This is a genomic window from Labrenzia sp. PHM005 (assembly GCF_006517275.1).
In the GTDB taxonomy this organism is placed as follows: Bacteria; Pseudomonadota; Alphaproteobacteria; order Rhizobiales; family Stappiaceae; genus Roseibium.
In genome coordinates, this window is record NZ_CP041191.1 from 3,548,017 (window position 1) to 3,564,810 (window position 16,794).

17 protein-coding genes and 1 tRNA gene are annotated in these 16,794 nt (G+C 55.6%); 12 read left to right on the forward strand and 6 right to left on the reverse strand.

Annotated elements, in window-relative coordinates; genetic code table 11:
- Nucleotides 1-135: 135 nt before the first annotated feature.
- The 3 genes from FJ695_RS16065 to FJ695_RS16075 all read left to right on the forward strand — a co-directional run bounded on the left by FJ695_RS16065 (nt 136) and on the right by FJ695_RS16075 (nt 1,510).
- Complete coding sequence (locus tag FJ695_RS16065; RefSeq protein WP_141186390.1) at nt 136-411, forward strand: HU family DNA-binding protein; 276 nt, start codon at nt 136-138, stop codon at nt 409-411.
- Between the two features lie 207 nt (nt 412-618).
- On the forward strand, nt 619-1,275 hold the full coding sequence (locus FJ695_RS16070) for a hypothetical protein (protein ID WP_141186391.1): 657 nt from the start codon (nt 619-621) through the stop codon (nt 1,273-1,275).
- 159 nt (nt 1,276-1,434) lie between these two features.
- A tRNA-Val gene (locus FJ695_RS16075) sits at nt 1,435-1,510 on the forward strand.
- 52 nt (nt 1,511-1,562) lie between these two features.
- On the opposite strand, the gene FJ695_RS16080 is transcribed toward FJ695_RS16075, so the two are convergent.
- The 6 genes from FJ695_RS16080 to FJ695_RS16100 all read right to left on the reverse strand — a co-directional run bounded on the left by FJ695_RS16080 (nt 1,563) and on the right by FJ695_RS16100 (nt 7,051).
- Nucleotides 1,563-1,811 (reverse strand): hypothetical protein, encoded by a 249-nt coding sequence (locus tag FJ695_RS16080; RefSeq protein WP_141186392.1) that lies wholly within the window; start codon nt 1,809-1,811, stop codon nt 1,563-1,565.
- 610 nt (nt 1,812-2,421) lie between these two features.
- Entirely contained in the window at nt 2,422-2,550 is a 129-nt protein-coding gene (locus tag FJ695_RS28410; protein ID WP_256370125.1) for a hypothetical protein, read from the reverse strand.
- A gap of 118 nt (nt 2,551-2,668) precedes the next feature.
- Nucleotides 2,669-3,661, reverse strand: a complete 993-nt coding sequence (locus FJ695_RS16085; RefSeq protein ID WP_141186393.1) for a LacI family DNA-binding transcriptional regulator — start codon at nt 3,659-3,661, stop codon at nt 2,669-2,671.
- Nucleotides 3,662-3,732: 71 nt separating this feature from the next.
- Complete coding sequence (locus tag FJ695_RS16090) at nt 3,733-4,719, reverse strand: aldose 1-epimerase family protein (RefSeq protein ID WP_168206386.1); 987 nt, start codon at nt 4,717-4,719, stop codon at nt 3,733-3,735.
- A gap of 83 nt (nt 4,720-4,802) precedes the next feature.
- Complete coding sequence (locus FJ695_RS16095) at nt 4,803-5,990, reverse strand: Gfo/Idh/MocA family protein (protein WP_141186395.1); 1,188 nt, start codon at nt 5,988-5,990, stop codon at nt 4,803-4,805.
- Nucleotides 5,991-5,995: 5 nt separating this feature from the next.
- On the reverse strand, nt 5,996-7,051 hold the full coding sequence (locus tag FJ695_RS16100) for a sugar phosphate isomerase/epimerase (RefSeq protein WP_141186396.1): 1,056 nt from the start codon (nt 7,049-7,051) through the stop codon (nt 5,996-5,998).
- A 408-nt stretch (nt 7,052-7,459) separates the two neighbouring features.
- On the opposite strand from FJ695_RS16100, the gene FJ695_RS16105 reads away from it, so the two are divergent.
- The 9 genes from FJ695_RS16105 to FJ695_RS16145 all read left to right on the forward strand — a co-directional run bounded on the left by FJ695_RS16105 (nt 7,460) and on the right by FJ695_RS16145 (nt 16,746).
- Nucleotides 7,460-9,070, forward strand: coding sequence for an ABC transporter substrate-binding protein (locus FJ695_RS16105; protein WP_209010683.1), 1,611 nt, complete (start codon nt 7,460-7,462; stop codon nt 9,068-9,070).
- 86 nt (nt 9,071-9,156) lie between these two features.
- Complete coding sequence (locus FJ695_RS16110) at nt 9,157-10,005, forward strand: carbohydrate ABC transporter permease (RefSeq protein ID WP_141186397.1); 849 nt, start codon at nt 9,157-9,159, stop codon at nt 10,003-10,005.
- Nucleotides 10,002-10,970: a carbohydrate ABC transporter permease gene (locus tag FJ695_RS16115; RefSeq protein WP_141186398.1), complete on the forward strand. Its 969-nt coding sequence runs from the start codon at nt 10,002-10,004 to the stop codon at nt 10,968-10,970. Before FJ695_RS16110 ends, FJ695_RS16115 begins: the two co-directional genes overlap by 4 nt.
- Nucleotides 10,970-12,115, forward strand: a complete 1,146-nt coding sequence (locus FJ695_RS16120; protein ID WP_141186399.1) for an ABC transporter ATP-binding protein — start codon at nt 10,970-10,972, stop codon at nt 12,113-12,115. The genes FJ695_RS16115 and FJ695_RS16120 overlap by 1 nt, the downstream gene beginning before the upstream one ends.
- Nucleotides 12,108-13,175, forward strand: a complete 1,068-nt coding sequence (locus FJ695_RS16125; protein ID WP_168206387.1) for an ABC transporter ATP-binding protein — start codon at nt 12,108-12,110, stop codon at nt 13,173-13,175. The genes FJ695_RS16120 and FJ695_RS16125 overlap by 8 nt, the downstream gene beginning before the upstream one ends.
- Before the next feature lie 13 nt (nt 13,176-13,188).
- On the forward strand, nt 13,189-14,130 hold the full coding sequence (locus FJ695_RS16130; protein WP_141186400.1) for a 3-hydroxyacyl-CoA dehydrogenase: 942 nt from the start codon (nt 13,189-13,191) through the stop codon (nt 14,128-14,130).
- A gap of 6 nt (nt 14,131-14,136) precedes the next feature.
- On the forward strand, nt 14,137-15,069 hold the full coding sequence (locus tag FJ695_RS16135; protein WP_141186401.1) for a 3-keto-5-aminohexanoate cleavage protein: 933 nt from the start codon (nt 14,137-14,139) through the stop codon (nt 15,067-15,069).
- A complete protein-coding gene (locus tag FJ695_RS16140) occupies nt 15,069-15,944 on the forward strand; it encodes an SMP-30/gluconolactonase/LRE family protein (protein ID WP_141186402.1) in 876 nt (291 codons plus the stop codon). The genes FJ695_RS16135 and FJ695_RS16140 overlap by 1 nt, the downstream gene beginning before the upstream one ends.
- Nucleotides 15,945-15,957: 13 nt before the next feature.
- Nucleotides 15,958-16,746, forward strand: coding sequence for an oxidoreductase (locus tag FJ695_RS16145; protein WP_141186403.1), 789 nt, complete (start codon nt 15,958-15,960; stop codon nt 16,744-16,746).
- Nucleotides 16,747-16,794 lie beyond the last annotated feature (48 nt).

The following is a 16,794-nucleotide window of genomic DNA, read 5'->3' on the forward strand; positions in this document are numbered from 1 at the left end:
CTTTTGAATAATTGGTCAAAATGGCTGTTTTCTGCGAAAAAACCTCTTGCGTTTCGTCTCAAATCTCGCGAATTTCGCGCAACGGCGCTGACAGGAATCGTCGGCATACGTCCGTTTCTTAGAAAGGTATCTGCTATGAATAAGAACGATCTGATCGCAGCTGTCGCAGAAAAGACCGGCCTGACAAAGGCACAGGCAGGCGAAGCAGTTGACGCATCTTTTGAAGCTGTCACTGAAACGCTGAAAGGCGGCGGCGAAGTCCGCATCATCGGTTTTGGTAACTTCACTGTTTCCGAACGTGCTGCTACCGAAGGCCGGAACCCGCGGACTGGCGAAACGATCCAGATCCCGGCTTCTAAGACGCCGAAATTCAAGGCTGGTAAAGGCCTGAAGGACGCTGTGAACGCTTAATCGTTCTCAGAGGTCATAAAGACCCAAGAACCCCGTGCTTGAGTGATCAAGGGCGGGGTTTTTCTTTTGGTGTTTTGACTAGAGCATTTTTGAACAATACGGGGTCACTTGATGGGTTCAAATCTGCTCAAGATGACGGGAACCTTGCAGGGAGCGGGCACTCTCAACTATTGTAACCATAGGTATTATAGCTGTTGGATTACCGCGATGCCGCTTCATGCAGTGATCAGTCAAAGGCGGATTGCCCTTTTTGAAGCCTGGAAGGCCGATTCTTTTCAACAGGTCCAGGTGGAAAACATTGAAGACCTGCGCCGCCACGCTTTTCTCGATGATTTGGACCTGGAGGTCGAGACGGAGAAGTCCGGCCGCAGAAGCTTAAAGAACGCCATTGTCGTGCGCCGTGACGGCAATCCCGATACCAACGCTAGTGTGTGGGTGCGGGCGAGCTATTCGGGCTACCAGAAGGCCTGGCTCGGCTTTGTCAAACAGGTTTACAAGATCGACGCGAAACCGGCGGATCTGGCGGGCTACAACATCGATCATCTGTTGAACCGCGCGCGCAGTCCGGGCGGGGCAGGGTTCATCCGGATCGAAGCGATCAATGACCAGGTCAATCAGGCCTGGGGCCGCATGTTTGAAAAGGCTGCCAGCAATCCGGAGTTTTATGCCAACCAGGAACGCTATGGGCGGAAACTATCCTGGTTGATCGCCGCAAAGCTGATGGGCCAGATGCCGCCGCGCGGCCCTTCCGATCAGCAAGGCATCAACCGGCTGGTGAGTTTTTTCAATTCTCAAGGCATGGCGCAGGACAATCCACGAGAAGGCCTGACAAATATGCTGGAGTTTGCCTATCGGTTCCGCTGACCTTCTGTCACGCCCCCCCAGAGAAATCGTTAGAAAACAACCTCTTTTCGCAGCAGGTCATCTAAAATCATCCACAGGCAAACCGCGTTTTTTGAAATTCTTCAATTTCGCACTTGCCAAGCGGAGAGGGAGCCCATAAAAGGCATCTCACCTCGTTGAGGGCGATTAGCTCAGTTGGTAGAGCGCTTCGTTTACACCGAAGATGTCGGGAGTTCGAGTCTCTCATCGCCCACCATTCTTTTCAATGACTTAGCAGGTGTACCCCTCAGGGGCTGCTCAGAAACTCCCTAACGCATACGCCGTGAGATCGTATTGGCCGCTGTCCTCTGGTGGATTGGGCTGAGATGTCCATAGGTGTTCAGGAGCAATTCAAGGCTCATTCCGATGTAGCCCGCAAGCGCGTGCAGATCCTGGAAGCTCTCTGCGTTCTGGACACCCCAACTGGCCGCGGTATGACGTAGAGCGTGCAGAACAACGTCCTGATCCAGTTCTGCATCCTTGCGGCTTGCAGCCCACGCTCGTCGGACACTTCCCACAGGTTCGCCATCCCAATGAATGGCTTCCGGCAGATCCTAGTCCATTTTGCGCCATCGATGGATGGTGGGGCAGGAGGCGCTCCAGGATCTGCACAGATGGCCTGCGCTTGCGCGTGGAGCGCTGTGAGGAGCCTTTGCATCACACCCAACTCTAGGTCAATATAGCCTTTGTCCGTGCTGGGGAGCCATTTCATGGCCTTGATCGCGCCGCTTCTAGTGCCTTTGTAGGCTTTTGGATCTGATTATCGAACCTTCTAGCCAGGGCAAGTCAGCTCTGGCACGGGGGGCTTGCCAATCACATCGCCAAGCGGGGACGGTCTTGGCGGAGGAAACCCCGATAGGATGTCGCATCAAAATGAACTAGAATCGCGAACCGGAGCTTCAAGCAAGACCCTGGAAAATAAACACAGTAAATCACTTACAGATTTAGGCTCTGGCCGTTGCCAATCAAGCGTAACACGGCCTGCATCGCTTCTTTCAATACACCGCCGACATGCGAATCTCGAACATCGAGGCGCTTATCGCCCACCAACATCGAAAACCATCGCACAGATAGGCTACAGCTCTGTCATGCACTAACAATCAAACCGGCCCACCCAAGAGGGGCTGGTCAGATCGTGTTCGCGTTATGAACCAGCACATGATCAGACCAGTATTTGCCCAACGGGTCGTTGATTGTTGGTGCTGCGCGGAAGGCGTGCCGGGTCGCCATCGGGGTATCACCGTTCCGAACCCGCACAACCAACTCTCTCGCCATCATCGAAGCATGGGGCGCTTCAACCAAGACGGAGTCAGCTGGTAAATGGTGTCGGCCGGATCGAAGCTACTCTTCCTGCGTTGCAAGATTGAAGAAGCAACTACCCCTTCAAGACGAGGTCATAGGGCAGGATGATGTTCCGGCCGGTTTCACCGCCCTGAACGATTTCCATCTGCTCAAGCGCGGATGAGGCGAGCTGGACGTGAGGAACACGCACCGTATTGAGCCATGGGGCCAGCCATTGGTTCATGGGATTATCATCGAACCCGAAAATCGCAACATCTTCGGGGACGGACAGCCCCAGTTCTCTGCACCTGCGGTAAACGCCGTAGGCAATCTGATCATTGCCGCAAACGATTGCAGAGTACCGCTTCTGGGACAGCATCTCGACGGCGGTTTCGTAGCCACTTTCCATAGAGAGGCTCGCTTCGCGAACATCGTTGGCATCGATGGTTTTGCCATGATCTGCGCATGCATCCATCATGCCTTTCAAGCGCCTGGAACTCGTATCCGACGATTGCGGGCCATGGATGAAAGCAGCACTGTGTCCATACATGCGCAGCATAGATGAGGTGATTTCCCGCGCCGCAGAATAATCGTCGATCCCGACGAATGGTACATCCGGCATGGATGTCACACGGCGGTTAATGAAGATCAGTGGAAAGTCATCATTGGCTTCTGTGAGCTTGTCGCTCTCCAGCGCGCAGAGCATAAAAATCCCGGCAACTTGGCGGGAGCGCATGTCTTCCAATGCCCTGTCCTGCAAGGCTACATCCTCATTGGAATTGAACATGAGCAAGGCTTGACCCCGGTCATTCAGGATCCGTTCAATTTCCCAAGCAACTGCAGCGTAAAAGTTGTTGTGAATGTTTGAGATAACCAGCGCGTAGGTGTCATTGGCTTGTCCTCGAAGCGCGCGCCCCGCGCGGTTGGGCCGATAGCCGAGCTCGTCAATTGCCTCTTGAACCCGCCGGCGGGTTTCACTGGAAACCGTTCCGGAGCGATCATTGATGACCCTTGAAACGCTGGAAATCGATACACCGGCGTGTTTGGCAACATCTTTGATTGACGGAGAGGCGTGACCTTTTTTCATTTTGGATCGATCCCGAGGTTTACTCGACTAAATCATATAATGTCTGGACGGCTTCAATTCTTAGTCCGTGTTTAAACCTCCTCCAGCACCAGCTCCAGGTCATATTTTCTGGTTTCACCGGCAGAAAGAGGGGCATCTGCTTGTAAGTTTGTTTGAGGTTCCAGGCCCAAGGCAAAAACACCGGATTGAAAGGCCCTCCACAAAGCGGTGACGGGAAGCTGGGCGGCATCGAATTTCAGCAGCAACCGGGTCTTCATAAGCTCATTTTCGATGCCAATGACAGACAGGCCGTTTTCGGTTGGAGCTGGCGAGACCCCGGCATCGACGATCTCCACGTGATCGTCTGACGGAACGGCGGAGCCATTGTCCAGAAAATGCTGAAAATCCCAAGTCTCACCTACAAGTTTTGCACTCCGGTCCAGAAGCGGGTAGCCGATGTTAAAGTGGTACAGAATGCCGTGCCGGGTAGGTCTATATCCTCTATTGGTGACCCGGTCCGAGATTGATATTTCTGGCCGGCACAGGCCAACTGAAATTTTCCGTTCCAGTTCCAATACTTCGCCGAAAACGGAGGTTTGCCTGACCACAAGGACAACCTCAATCAGATCGTCGTCCCACTTGATGTGTTTTGTAATGAGTTCGGCTTTGCAGGCCATGATGCGGCCATGCAGGGGGTGCGAATGCTCCTTGCGAAGTGGATACAACGCATCGGCCGCTGAGGTCTCCGTCGCGACGCCATGGTGATCCAAGCCGCAAGTCACTAGAAAACCGTCAAATCCGCGCAGGAAACCGAGGCCCTTCTCAGTGTCAAGTTGCGGCCAGGGTGCCGGGGCAGAGTTTGCGCTGTGCCAACCCAGTTCCTGCCCGCGAAAGGACAGGCGGAGGATATCGCCGCCGCGGTCCAGCGCGATGTCCATGGCAACGCCGGACGGACTGCGCAGTTCCAAAAGGCGTCCGCCGGCGCCCGGGCCGTCGTTTACGGTTACCAAGCGGATGTCGGCCAGACCGCGGAGCAAAACACTTCGCCGCCGCAATTGAAGTTGACTTTGCTGGTCCATCCCGAAATCCTGCTCCAAATAAAGCGGTTTCGCGGCGGCTGTAGGATGTGCGCTACCTAAAGGCCAGCCGCCGCGATTTGGGGTTATGCGCCCCAGCTCACTTTTTCCCAGCTCGCTCCGTTTTGGCTGGAGCGAACGCATGCTTCGATGAAGGCGAGCCCTCTTGCTCCATCCTCGACCGTTGGAAGATCTGTGGCAAAACGGTCCGGCTCGCGGCCTTCCCGCTTGGCCCAAATCATCTCGGCCGCATTGGAATAAAGATTGCCGAAACCTTCAATGTAGCCTTCCGGATGGCGGGGGGGCATCCGGGTCGCCGCATTGGCGACGTCCATTGCGCCCGGGCCACCGCGCGTGATGCACCGGGTCGGCTCTCCGAGGGGGGTATAGTAGAGGTTGTCGTTATCCTCACCAACCCATTGAATGCCGCCCTTCGTACCGTAGACCTCAATAGACAGTCTGTTGTAGTTGCCTGGAGCGACCTGGCTGGTCCAAAGGGTGCCACTGGCACCGCCCTGGTAGCGCAGAAGCACGTTGGCATTGTCGTCCAGCTGTCGGTTGGGGACATAGGACCGCAAGTCGGCGCACACTTCATCCAGTTCCAGGCCCGTTATAAAGGAGGCCAGATTGAAGGCGTGAACGCCGATGTCACCGATTGAACCGCCGGCACCTGCCTGTTTAGGATCGGTCCGCCAGGCTGCCTGCTTCTGTCCTTCCTGGTCGAGAGCAGTCGTTAGCCAATCCTGTACATAAGAGGCACGGACAACTTGAATGGTCCCCAAGGTGCCGTCCGCGACCATTGCCCGGGCCTGCCGGACAAGTGGATAGCCGGTGTTGTTCTGGGTCAGCACGAACTGGCACTCCGACGCCCGGGCGATCTTCACCAGCTCCTTGGCCTCTTCCAGATCAAGCGTCATCGGCTTGTCGCAGATCACATTAATGCCGCGCTCTAAAAACGCCTTCGCAGGGCCAAAGTGCAATTGGTTGGGGGTGACGATCGAGACGGCGTCGATCCCGTCGTCCCGGGTCGCTTCCTTTTCGGCCATGTCTTCCCAGCTGGTGTAGATCCGGTCGTCACTCAGGCCGAGATCCTGACCGGACAGTTTGGCATTTTCCGGATTTGCGGAAAGCGCGCCCGCCACGATGTCCCATTTGTCATCAAGGCGTGCAGCCATGCGGTGAACGGCGCCGATAAACGCGCCGCGGCCGCCGCCGACCATGCCCAGGCGGAGCTTGCGCGCCGCCCGTTCAGTTCCAAAGGATTCAATCGCCATCTTGACTACTCCAGACCAAGAATGGCACGCGCGCCGCTGGTGTCGCCCTTGCCGCCGGCAAAGTCATCGAATGTTTTGTCGGTGACGCGGCGGATGTGATCGCGAATGAACTGGGCGCCCTTCGGAGCGGCATCTTCCGGGTGCTCGATGCAGTCTTCCCATTCGTAGACGCACCAGCCTTCAAAGCCGTATTCAGTGAACTTGGAGAAGACCTGACCGAAATCGGTCTGCCCATCTCCAAGACTGCGGTCACGGGCAGCCCGCTTCAGCCATGGCTGATAGCCGGAAAGGAAGCCTTGTTTGCCGGTCGGATTGAACTCACTGTCCTTGACGTGGAACATCTTGATCCGCTCATGATAGAAATCGATGAACTGGATGTAGTCCAAGCCCTGTTTCACGAAGTGGCTGGCGTCATAGTTGATCGCACAGCGCGGATGGTTGCCGGTACGCTCGTAGAACATCTCAAATGTCACGCCGTCATAAAGATCTTCTGTCGGGTGCAGTTCGAAGCAGAGATCGACGCCGCACTCGTCGAACGTGTTGAGGATCGGAGTCCAGATCCGCGCCAATTCGTCAAAGGCTTCATTGATCAAGGATTCGTCGCGCTGCGGGAACGGGTACCAGAACGGCCATGCGAGTGCGCCGGAAAAGGTTGCGTGTTCGGTCAGGCCCAGATTCTTGGAAGCCTGCGCACATTTCACCAGCTGGTCCATTGCCCATTCCTGGCGTGCTTTCCGGTTGCCGCGAACGTTTTCCGGGCACAAGCCGTCCATCCAAACATCATATGCCGGGTGGACCGCACATAATTGTCCTTGAATGTGACTGGCGGTGTCGCAGATGACCACCCCATTTTCTTTTGCGATGCCGTTCAACTCATCTGCATAGTCTTTGCTTTCAGCCGCTTTTGCCAGGTCGATAAACCTGCCATCCCACATCGGCAGCTGGATCGCTTCGAAACCACCGTCTGCGCACCATTTTGCAATGGCGCTCAATGAGTTGAATGGTGGTTTGTCGTCTGCGAATTGCCCGAGAAACAGTCCTGGGCCTTTGAGTGTCTGCATAGTCTCCTCCCGACTCTCCAAAATGTGTCTTTCAGCATATTGCCATCACACCTGCGTGAGTTGGCAAACTGAAAAACTGACAACGTTTTCACTCGGAAATATGTTCTTGATCTCATCTGTGTGTCAAGTCTTGATGCTGGTGAAATTTATGACGTTGGCTGGAAGGTGGTTCGTGCAAGTGGAAAATCAATAAAAAACAATATAGTAATAGAGGGTTATTGATTGTTTCTGGGTGTGGTCTCTTGCATGGTTAATCTTGCTATTGAATAGGTAATTTTCAAAAATATCAAAATCGACCTTGACTACTGAAAACGTTTTCTGACATTTTGCAGCCCTCACGTCGCAGCAAAATGACGGTGTATTTGCATCCGATGAAGTTGCTGCGGCGATCTCTAGGGAGGAGATGAGATGATTAGAGGATCGAGTACACGCAGAAGTCTGCTTAAGGGCAGTGCCGCCTTTATGGCCACTGCCGCGGTCGGAATTAATCCAAAGTTTTTGGGGGCAGCGCATGCCTCCGAATTGGCGCCTGGAATGACAGGCGGGCCTTCTGGTTTTCCAGGTGCCGAGCGGTTTCAGTACAATGAGACCCATTCTGAGGGCCGGGCCATCGAAGCCATGAAGAAAATGGTGGCGGATGGTGCGGCGCCGAAAAAGATTACGATGCTGCTCGCCGATGGTGCGATCGGCCAAATCACAAAGCCCTTTCCGTCCGGGCCGTCAGTCAAGGAGGTTTGGGAGGCCGAGACTGGCGTAGAACTTGATATCGTGGGTGCGCCAGCAGGAGATATCTGGGCCCGCGTGCTTCAGGATGTCACCACCCGGTCCGGTACCTTCGACATCTACACCCATCCCTGGAACAGTTTGGGAGACTTGGTCGAAGCTGGCGGAGCCATGAACTTGGATGAATTGGTCGACAAACACCGCCCGGATTGGGCGGATGGTGAACGGGGGACGCCGACTGCGCAAACCGCCGAGCTGCTCTACAAATATGGCGGCAGTTACTACGGTGCTTCGCTGGATGGTGATTTCCAGACCTGGGTCTACAACAAGGCCTATTTTGAAGATCCGAAGAACATGGCGGATTTCCAGGCCGAACATGGCCGTGATCTCGCTGTGCCGAATACTTGGGTGGAGAGTGATCAGGTCAGTGCGTTCTTTACCGGACGGACCGGTTTGGGCGGCACAAAGATCTACGGCAACGGCAATGATATGGCGCCGTTCTGGGGTTTGCCGCGTTTCTATGCACGTTTTGCGGCCCAGGCAGTTCCGAACATGTATTGGTTCGACGAGAATGGCCGGCCGAATCTCGATACCGATGAAGGTATCAAGGCGGCGACCGAGTACGTCAAAACCAAGGATTGGTCGCACCCGGACGTGATGTCCTGGACCTATGCGGAAGGCTACAACGGCATTGGATCCGGGCAGACCGCTCATCTGACCACTTACACGAATGTGTCGAAGTTCGTTGACCGCAAGAACGCCGATGGATCTCCTGCAAGTCCTGCGACGGGCATGTTGAGCGCCTATATGCCGCCAGGTGTCCAGCATGGTGATGACCTGGTTCGCCGGTCCGTGATCTACTACAACATTACCGGGACAGTCAGTTCCAGAAGCCAGAACCCGGAAGCTGCTTACCTCTTCCTGCAATGGTTGAGTTCCACCAGAACCTACTCCTGGATGGCGGGTAACCCTGCTGGCTACTTCGATCCGTTCCAAAAAGCGAACTTCGAAGAGCAATTTGTCTCTGAAACCTATCATCCGTACATGATGGATGCCATTCGGGAAACCATCGCCCGGTCGGCGCCAACCATTAACTTCGCGGGTCAAACCGCGTTGGATGCAGCGCTGGATGAGGAACTGCAGGCCGCGTTGATCGGGGTGAAATCGCCGGAAGATGCGATGCAGTCGGCCACAAAGCGCTGGGAGCGCGTCATACGGCGGAAAGGCGAGGACAAGATGATCCCGATCATCCAGCAGAGCCGGGCTGCCTGGCCGACGATCGTCGACAAAGCGTGATCCAAACAACATCCGATTGAACTGTAACCGGGCGCGGCAGCGCCGCGCCCGGAAGGGTTCCTGCTTGCTACAAGGAGAGCTGCATCGTGGGCAGTCTCATACTCAGAACCATGGTCGTGGCCGTTGTTGCGGTTATCGCGCTTTTACCAGTGTCCTGGATGATTTCTATGGCGTTTAAACCGCCGGCGGAATGGACTTCGGCGTCGGGTGCGATCACTTTCCTGCCGCAGAATCCGACGCTGTCGAATTTCCAGTACATCCTGACCGGCGAAGCTATGAACCAGCCTGTGTCGCTGGACAGGACCGTTTGGTGGCCGATGTTTGCCAGCTTGTTGACCTCGGTGATCGGCACACTGATCGCGGTGATCTGCGGGACAGCGTCAGCCTATGCGGTGAGCCGCCAAAAGGTTGGTGAGAGCATTGGCCTTTCCCTCTTGCAATTGCGGATATTCCCGCCTCTTGCCGTGATGATCCCGGTCATGATCATGTGGGCATTCCTTGGCATGATCGACACCTGGTGGGGACTGTCGCTCATCTATGGCATTGTGACGATGCCGTTTTCCTTCTGGTTGATGAAAACCTATTTCGATGACTTGCCGCGTGAGATTGAAGAAGCGGCGATCGTTGAAGGCTGCACGGCTTTTGAAGCTTTTTATCAGATCACCTTGCCGATCGTGGCGCCCGCCGTCGCGTCGACCGCGCTGTTTATCTTCATTCTCAACTGGTCGGACTATCTGATCGCTCTCCTTTTGACGCGCAAGGATTGGACCACCGTGCCGGTCTATATGAATGCGCTCGCAACCGCAGCTAGCGGCCAGCTGTTTGGCGCTAAGGCTGCTCTAGGCCTCATCGCCGCCATTCCCCCTGTCATTCTCGGGATCTCTATCCAGAAGTTTCTGGTGCGGGGTCTCACTTTCGGAGCCCTGAAACAATGACTATTGCCGATACAATCCCTGTTGAAGCAGACGCTCCAAAGCCCGCCACCCGCGACCAGCTCGCAGCAGAGAAAGTAACTCTTGCGCGCCGCCTGATTTTGCCGACCCAACTGTTGCTGGTGTTCATTGTCGCCTTTCCATTGGTTATGCAGATTTACATCAGTCTGACCTGGTGGACGCCGTTGGACGGAGATCCTTGGTACCTTGCCTATCTGAGTTGGGCTTGGTTCGATAACTATCTGTATCTTTTGTCGGATTCCGATCTTTGGGCGGCTGTCTGGCGGACTGTTCTGTTCGTGGCTATTGCCGTTCCCATCGAGTTCTTCCTTGGACTTTTGCTGGCTGTGTTGTTTTACGAAGGCATCATGGCGCGGTCTGTGTTCTACAGTCTGATCCTGATGCCCATGATGGTTGTTCCGGCAGTTGCCGGCTACATCTTCCATCTGATCTTTCAGCAAACCGGCCCGTTGAATGCGCTTTTAGGTCTGTTCTGGTCTGGTGCCAGCGAGATCAATTGGCTTTCCGACGTTACCAACGCCTTCATTGCGATCATCATTGCGGAAGTTTGGCATTGGACGCCGCTGATGTTCTTGATCCTGTTCGCCGGGCTGATGAGCGTGCCGGAAGATCAAATGCGCGCATCCGTAATTCTGGGTGCCAACTGGTGGGTCCGCTTCCGCTACATCGCGTTGCCGCGGATCAAGGCTGTGATCTTCATTGCGATTGGTTTGCGGGTGATCGAAAGCCTGAAAATCTTCGATGAGATCTTTGTCATGACGAGTGGCGGCCCGGGAGTCGCGACCCAAAGCCTCTCGCTCTACCTCTACAAGCTGACCTTCCAAGGGCTCGAGTGGTCCTACGTCGCGGCCATCGGCATCACCGTCCTGGTCGCCCTCAGTGTCCTTACCGCACTCATTCTGTCCCGCGTTCAAAAGGCTGGGCAGGCAAAATCGGAGGCGAACTGATGTCCGGAATTTCGCTGGAAAACGTTAGCAAGAAATACGGCAACTTTACCGCGGTCAACAGCGTGTCATTGGAGATACAGAACGCCGAGTTTGTTGCAATTCTGGGGCCGTCGGGCTGCGGCAAGACCACGACCATGAACATGATCGCAGGTCTTGAGGATATCACGTCCGGGACCATCCGGTTTGACAATCGGGACGTAACGAACCTCAAAGTGCAGCAGCGCGGCGTGGGGTTTGTTTTTCAGAACTACGCGATTTTCACGCACATGAGTGTGCGCGATAACTTGGCGTTCGGTTTGCGCATCAAGAACCTTTCGCAGGCCGATATCGATCGCAAGGTTGGTGAGATGGCCGAGTTTATGGCCTTGTCGCACCGGTTGGAGGAAAAGTCGTCTTCGCTCAGTGTGAACGAACTGCAAAAGCTTGCCATCGGACGGTCCGCAATTGTCGAGCCAAGCATCTTTCTGCTTGATGAGCCGCTTTCCAACCTTGATGCCGCTTTCCGCGAACGGATGCGGTCCGATCTTCGGGAGCTGCAGCGGGAACTGAAACAGACCATGGTCTATGTCACCCATGACCAGATTGAGGCTATGGGGCTGGCCGACAAGATCGCGGTTATGAACCAGGCTCATCTCCAGCAGTTCGCCACGCCGGAGGAAATCTACGCCCGGCCAGCCAATGTGTTTGTTGCCCGGTTCATTGGCGCTCCGAGCATGAACATCGTGAGCGGCACGCTTCACCAAATGGGCGATAACCTGGAACTGCATATCGGCGGCCGGGCTGCGGACAGTTTGAGGCTGCCGCTCCCCTTGGCCAATGCTGCAAAAGTACTGGGTTACCAGGGATTGCTGTTTGGGTTCCGTCCGGAAACGCTGTCGGTGAGCAACACACCTGGCCCGGACTGTATCGCAGCGGATGTGGCTCTGGTGGAAACCGTTGGCCGGCGGCGCATCGTGCACTTCCAATCGGGCGGAACCAAGTTTTTGGGCGTGTTTGATCGCAGTTTTTCGCTTCGTTCCGGGGACGCAACCTATGTGCGTTTCGATCTTTCACGCTGCCATCTTTTTGATCCTGAAACGGAACTTCGCCTTAAACCCTGCGATGCGCCCAGCATGACTGTTGAAAAGGAGCGGGCCTATGGCTGAAATCCGTCTGGAAGGCGTTACCAAGCGCTACGGTGCGGTCACCGCGCTCGATGATGTCAATTTGACCATTGATACAGCCGCGTTTACGTCGGTTTTTGGTCCTCCGGGTTCCGGGAAATCCGTATTGCTCAGGGTCCTGTTGGGTTTGGAACAGGTGGATGAAGGCAAGATCCTGATCAATGGTCAGGATATGACGTTTGCCTCGCCGCGGGAGCGGAACCTGGCGATGGTCTTCCAAAATCTGGCTCTGTTTCCGCATCTGACAGCAAGGGACAATATCGCGTTTCCAATGCGCAGGCGCGGAACGGCGGAAACAGAAATCGAGGCCAAAATCGATGAACTCGCCAATGTGCTCAGCATTGGCCATATCCTTCATAAGAAGCCGGCGGCCTTGTCCGGGGGAGAACGTCAGCGTGTGGCAATTGCCCGTGCGCTGATCCGGGAGGCTGCTGTCTATCTCATGGACGAACCGATTGCTGCGCTTGATGCACGCCTGCGCGATGCCATGCGGGTCGAATTGAAGCGGCTGCAGTCCGAGCTCGGAAAAACCTTTATCTACGTCACCCATGACTGTGATGAAGCAATGAGCGTTGCCGACAAAATGGCCATCCTGGAAAACGGCCATGTCGCTCAAGTCGATCGCCCGGACAGCATCTATGCAGCGCCGGCTTCTGTCTATGTTGCAGAGCTCATGGGATCGCCCCGGATCAATGTGCTGAGCGGCAGTCAATTCGCCGACTTTATCGTTGAATCGCTCAAGTCGCTTTCCGAAAGCCGGGTGCCGCAGATCCAGAGTGGGTACCCCGATTGCCGCATTGCGCTGCGCCCGGAAGCTGTCCGCTTGCACCAGGTCTCCGAACAAGGAGCCAATACGGCGTGTGTGAGCGACATTGAACGGCTGGGCGCGTTTGCGATCGTCACTGTCTCAAAGGGCGGTGAGAGTTTGCGCTCCGTTAGCCCAGGCGACATCCCCCTGGCCGTTGGAGACGATGTCTGTCTGACGGCTGACCCTGACGGAATACTGCTTTTCGATCCGGACAACGGATCCCGGTTAATTTGAGGAATTCTGCGCTATGCAGCAACGAGATGAAACTGTCGCGATTATCGGGTTCGGTATAATCGGCCAATCCTGGAGCATTTCCTTTGCCAGGGCTGGATTTAAGGTGCGGGTCTTTGACCCGGCCCTTCCGGAGGATTGGTACCAGTTCCTAAAAGCAGCTCTCGATGATTTGAAAGAACTGGGGCTGCTGGAGGGACAGGAGCCGCAAGCGGTTTTAAGCCGGGTTTCCAGCGTACCGAGCATGCAGGATGCGGTTTGTGAGGCGATCTATGTCCAGGAGAACACCCCGGAAGTCGCTTCGGTGAAATCCCGGGTGTTTGACGAACTGGATGCGCTCTGCCAGCCGGATGCGATCATTGCCAGCTCTACCTCTGCGCTGCTTCCTTCGCAATTCACGGAGAACCTGAAAGGAGCGGAGCGATGTCTGGTTGCTCACCCGCTCAATCCGCCCCATCTGATCCCAGCTGTTGAAATCGTACCCAATCCAGGAACAAGCGACCGCGCCATAAAGAAGACATGCGAGCTCATGCAGGCTATCGGGCAAAAACCGATCGTGGCGAAAGATGAGGTTCCGGGCTTCATTATGAACCGTCTTCAGGGGGCCATTCTGGATGAGGCTTTCGCACTCGTTGGCGATGGCGTGTGTACGGTGGATGATGTCGACCGGGCAGTACGGGATGGTCTGGCGCGCCGCTGGGCGTTCATGGGGCCGTTCGAAACGATTGACCTGAATGCGCCGGGCGGCGTCGCTGGTTTCATGGACCGCTACGGCGAAGCCTATGCGAACATCGGGGAAGGGCGGCCCAACCGGAAAACATGGGACGGCCTGCTTCGGGATCAGGTCGTCCGCGCACGGCGCAACGCAATTTCGGAAGCGGACCTTATCAGCCGTCAGGAATGGCGGGACCGTCAGCTTGCGAACATCTCAGCTTTCTTCAACACAGACAGAACTTGATAGCCCATGACGCAGAAACGCAAAACAATCATCACCTGTGCTTTGACCGGCGCCATCCATACGCCGTCCATGTCACCGTACCTGCCAGTGACACCGGAAGAGATCATTGAAGAAGGCGTTCGGGCAGCCAAGGCCGGTGCCGCGATCTTGCATGTTCATGCCAGAAACCCTGTTACCGGACAGCCGGACCAGACAGTTGAAGGGTTTTCCAAGATCCTTCCTGAGCTGAAGCGGCGATCAGGTGCCGTCATCAATATTACGACCGGTGGCAGCCCGTTCATGTCGGTTGATGAACGGGTTCAGCCAGCAGCTGTTTTCAAGCCGGAACTGGCCTCTTTGAATATGGGGTCGATCAATTTCGGCCTCTACCCAATGCTGGAAAGGTTCAAGGAATTTAAACATCAGTGGGAGCGCGAGCACCTTGAAAACTCAAGAGACCTGGTCTTCCGCAACACCTATAAGGATATTGAGTTCGTTTTGAATACATGCCGGGAAAACGGCACCCGGTTTGAGTTCGAATGCTATGATATCGGCCATCTTTATAACCTAACCCACATGGTGGCCCAGGGGCATGCCAGTGCTCCGCTGTTCGTCCAGTCCGTTTTTGGCCTTCTTGGCGGAATTGGAGCGCATCCGGAAGATGTGATGATGATGCGCCGGACCGCAGACCGTCTGCTGGGAGACCGCTATGTATGGTCTGTTCTGGGGGCAGGGGCCAACCAGATGAAGATCGGTGCCATGTCCGCAGCAATGGGTGGGCATATCCGTGTCGGGCTTGAAGACAGTCTTTGGGCTGGGCCGGGACAAATGGCAAAGTCCAGCGCGGATCAGGTCGATAAGGCACGTCAGCTGCTGGACGGGTTGAGCCTTGAACCGGCGACGCCGGACGAGGCCAGGGAACTCCTTGACCTCAAAGGAGAAGACAAGGTGGAATTCTGATGCAGGTCTCAGTTGTTGCGGACATGAAACCGCTGCTCGGTGAAGGCCCTGTTTGGGACTCGGATACCGAACGCCTTTATTTCATCGACAGCTTGGGCAAGCGTATTTTCCGGTGCGCCGCTGACGGCAGGGACATGCAGACTTGGTCCGTCCCCTCTGAGATCGGGTCCATGGCCTTGAAACAGTCGGGTGGGGCTATCTTGGCTCTTCGTGACGGGTTCCATGAAATGGACTTTGTGACGGGTGAAACCCGGCACATCGTCGATCCGGAGCCGGACAGACCTGCTAACCGCTTGAATGACGGAAAGGTCGATCTAAAAGGCCGGTTCATCTGCGGGTCCATGGATACCGGCGAGGCTGCACCCACCGGTTCCTTGTGGCGTCTGGATCCGGATCACACGCTGACCGAGCTTGACACAGGCATCATCTGTTCAAACGGACCTTGCTGGTCGCCGGACTGGAAAACGCTTTATTTCAGCGACAGTTTTTCCGGCAGTATCAGCGCCTATGACTATGAGGCCGAAACCGGTCAGGTTTCCAACAAACGTGAATTTGCCGCAGTTGATGGCTCACGCGGCGGGGCTCCGGATGGGGCGACGGTTGATGACGAGGGTTATCTTTGGGGAGCCACCGTGTTTGATGGCAGGATATTCCGGTATTCGCCGGATGGGAAAGTCGATCGGACAATTGAAATGCCCGTGGTGAAGATCACGAGCGTCGCGTTTGGTGGCCCCAATCTGGATCAGCTTTTTGTAACGTCCATGGCGGAGCCGCCACTGCCCAAATATCCTGGAGATGGCCCGTTGCGGGGATCTTTGTTCCGCATCGACGGGCTCGGGGTAAGGGGCCTTCCAGAACCAAAATTTGCAGGCTGACAAGGGGCACGCCATGTCTGATACACCAAAAACAGCAATTATCACCGGCGCGGCTCAAGGGATCGGGGAAGCAGTCGCTTTGCGTCTTGCCGACGAGGGATTTCGAAAGTTTATCCTGATCGACCGCCAGGCGGACAAACTGACCGAAGTGAGTGATGCCCTTAAAAACAAGGGCGCGGACGCGAAAAACCTCGTTCTGGACCTGACGGACCTGTCCGCCCTGGATCAAGAGGTGACACGAGCGGTGGAAGAGGCCGGTCCGATCAATCTTCTGGTGAACGCTGCAGGCACCACGGCGCGAGGGGGATTGACCGACACCAGCCCGGAGACGTTTGACTTCATCTACAACCTGAATGTCCGGGCACCGTTTTTCATGATGCAGAAGGTCGCGCCGGCATTTGTCCAAGGCGGCGCAATCGTCAACATCACCTCCATGCTGGCTTACGGTGGGCCGCCGTTCCTCTTGGGATATTCTTCCAGCAAAGCCGCGCTGGTGGCTTTAACCCGCGGAGCGGCCAACACCTTGAAACGGGATCGCGTTCGTGTCTTTGGCATCAACCTCGGCTGGACGCTGACGCCAGCTGAACAGCAGGTTCAAACACAGGTTCATGGCCTTGGAGACGACTGGGGCGATACCATCGGAGCCAAGCAGCCTTTTGGCCGCTTACTGTTGCCTAGCGATCCGGCTGGCGTAATCGCGTTTCTGGCGTCCAAGGATGCGGCCATGATGACGGGTGCAATCATTGACTTGGACCAGTTTGTAGCCGGGACCGTTGATGACAATCCGGGTGCAGGGGCGTAAAAAACCAGACTGCAAAGTGAAACCGAAACTCGGAAATCATTCCTGTCT